At 73.1% G+C, this 2714-nt stretch carries 2 protein-coding genes and 2 pseudogenes; all 4 read left to right on the forward strand.

Annotated features, from left to right (window positions below):
* Window positions 1-627 (forward strand): annotated as a pseudogene (locus tag STRAU_RS28185) (hypothetical protein); the annotation flags it as partial.
* 105 nt (window positions 628-732) lie between these two features.
* The gene (locus STRAU_RS28190; RefSeq protein WP_016643815.1) at window positions 733-1734 is read left to right on the forward strand and encodes an SDR family NAD(P)-dependent oxidoreductase; all 1002 of its coding nucleotides are present in this window, start codon (window positions 733-735) and stop codon (window positions 1732-1734) included.
* 93 nt (window positions 1735-1827) lie between these two features.
* The gene (locus STRAU_RS28195; RefSeq protein WP_016643816.1) at window positions 1828-2541 is read left to right on the forward strand and encodes a nucleotidyltransferase family protein; all 714 of its coding nucleotides are present in this window, start codon (window positions 1828-1830) and stop codon (window positions 2539-2541) included.
* Between the two features lie 7 nt (window positions 2542-2548).
* Window positions 2549-2714, forward strand: a pseudogene (locus STRAU_RS44975) (NAD-dependent epimerase/dehydratase family protein); the annotation flags it as partial.

Here is a 2714-nt window from a genome sequence, read left to right on the forward strand (position 1 = left end):
ACCGTGCTGCGGTCCGGCCTGGCCGCCCTGACGGTGGCGCTCGCGGTGGGCGCGGCCTGGTACGCGCTGCGCCCGGCGCTGCGCGCCGACCCCGCGCCGGGGCCCGTGCCCCGGCTCGCGCACTCGCTGCCCTACGGCCTGTTCGGCCTCGCGGCCGGAACGCTCGCGACGCTCGCGGGGCGCCAGGACCCGTACGCCGTCATCGTGTTGACGCTGAGCATGGGCCCGGCCGAGTGGCTGCTGTACCGCTACCGGGGGCTCGCCGTCGCCGCCCTGCGCGCCTCCGCCTCACCGGCCGGCTTCCGGCTGCGCGCCGCCCGCGCGCTGCTGGTGTGCGTGGCGGCCTACCTCGCGCCGATCGCCGCGAGCACCCCGCTGATCGACACACCGCCCGCCCAACTCCTCGCGCTCGGCGCGGTGTTGTGGACGGCTCTGCTCCTCCAGGCATTCGGCGTGGCCTGGTCCTCGGCCGCGCTCTGTCTCGGCGCGGCGGCCACGGCCACGGCGCTGCCACACGTCTCGTCGCTCCCGGCCGCGACGGCCCAGCTCGCCGGGTGCACGGCCGCCGCGTCGGCCCTGCTCGCCGCCGCCGTACGCCACTTGGGCAGGCCGACGGCCCACGCCTGAGCGGCACCGCACCACTCGTACGACCGCACCACGCGCACCCCGGCCCGGGCGCCCGCCCGGCCGTGACCACCACGGCACCACCCCTTCAACCGCCAGGAGAATCACATGACTTCCGCACCGCTCGCCGCCGTCACCGGGGCCGAGGGCTTCATCGGCTCGCACCTCACGGAGGCCCTGGTGGCCACCGGCCACCGGGTGCGCGCGATGGTCCAGTACAACTCCTTCTCCTCGTACGGCTGGCTGGAGACGCTGCCCGCCGACGTGCTCGACCAGGTCGAGGTGGTCCTCGGCGACGTACGCGACACCGGCTCGGTGCGCTCGCTGGTCGCGGACGCCGATGCCGTCTACCACCTGGCCGCGCTCATCGCGATCCCGTACTCGTACCAGGCGCCGCACTCCTACGTGGACACGAACGTCACCGGCACCCTCAACGTCCTCGAAGCCGTCCGCCACCTGGAGATCCCGCGCCTGGTGCACACCTCCACCAGCGAGACGTACGGCACCGCGCGGACCGTGCCGATCACCGAGGACCACCCCATCAACACACAGTCCCCGTACGCCGCTTCGAAGGCGGGCGGCGACCGGCTCGCCGACTCCTACCACGCGAGCTTCGGCACGCCGGTGGTGACGCTGCGGCCGTTCAACACCTACGGCCCGCGGCAGTCCATGCGCGCGGTCATCCCGACCGTGATCGGCCAGGTGGCGGCCGGGTCGCGCACCATCAGGCTCGGCGATCTGCGGCCCACCCGGGACTTCACCTTCGTCAAGGACACCGCGCAGGCGTTCCTCGCCGTCGGCACGGCGCCCGCGGCGACCGTGGAGGGGCGCACCTTCAACGCCGGTACGGGCGGCGAGATCTCCGTCGGGGACCTGGTGCGGCTCATCGGCAAGGTGATGGACGCCGAACTCGACGTGACGGAGGACGAGCGGCGCATCCGGCCCGCGGCCTCCGAGGTGATGCGCCTGGTCGCGGACGCCTCCCGGCTGCGCGCCGCCACCGGCTGGACGCCCGCGCACGACCTGGAGCAGGGGCTCGCCCGCACCGTCACGTTCTTCCGCGACCCGGCCAACCTCGCCCGCTACAAGACGGGTATCTACAACATCTGACGGTACGTCACCACACGTCACCGCCCCTGGCGCGCACCCGCGCCCCCGCTCACGCACCTACCCGCGCACCACTTCACCCACAGGGGAGCACTCATGCACGCAGTCATCCTCGCCGGAGGCAAGGGCGTCCGGCTCCTGCCGTACACCACCTCGCTGCCCAAGCCGCTGGTGCCGATCGGCGGCCAGCACGCGATCCTGGAGATCGTGCTCCGCCAGCTGTCGGCGGCGGGCTTCACCAGCTGCACCATCGCGATCGGCCACCTCGGCCACATCATCCGCGCCTATGTCGGCAACGGCTCCCGCTGGGGACTGCGCGTCGGCTACTCCACGGAGGACAGCCCGCTGGGCACCATGGGCCCGCTCCTGACGATGATGGACCGCCTCCCCGAGCACTTCCTCGTCATGAACGGCGACGTCCTCACCGATCTGGACTACGCGGACGTGCTGCGCACGCACGAGGAGTCCGAGGCGCCGCTGACGATCGCGACGTACGCGCGTGAGGTCCGCATCGACTTCGGGGTGCTGACGACGGAGGCCCGCCGCGTGGTCGCCTTCACCGAGAAGCCGAGCATCGACTACCGCGTCTCGATGGGCGTGTACGGCGTCTCGCGCGACACCCTCGCCTCCTACACGCCGGGCCTGCCGCTCGGTTTCGACGAGCTGGTCCTCGACCTGCTGAAGTCCGAAACCCCGCCGCACGCCTACGAGTTCGACGGCTACTGGCTCGACATCGGCCGCCCGGACGACTACGACCGCGCCAACGCGGAGTTCACCACCCACCGCTCCCTGCTGCTCAAGGGAGCGTGACGGACCCGTGCGGATTCTCGTCCTGGGCTCCACCGGATACCTGGGCGGGCACGTCGCCGAGCGGCTGCGCGCCCTGCCGGGCGCGCGGCTGCTCACCGGCGGCCGCGCCCCGGACGCCGACGTGCGCTGCGACCTCGCCACGGACCCGCCCGGCGCCCTCGCCGACCTGTTCG

It is taken from the genome of Streptomyces aurantiacus JA 4570 (genome assembly GCF_000414115.1).
Classification (GTDB): Bacteria; Actinomycetota; Actinomycetes; order Streptomycetales; family Streptomycetaceae; genus Streptomyces; species Streptomyces aurantiacus_A.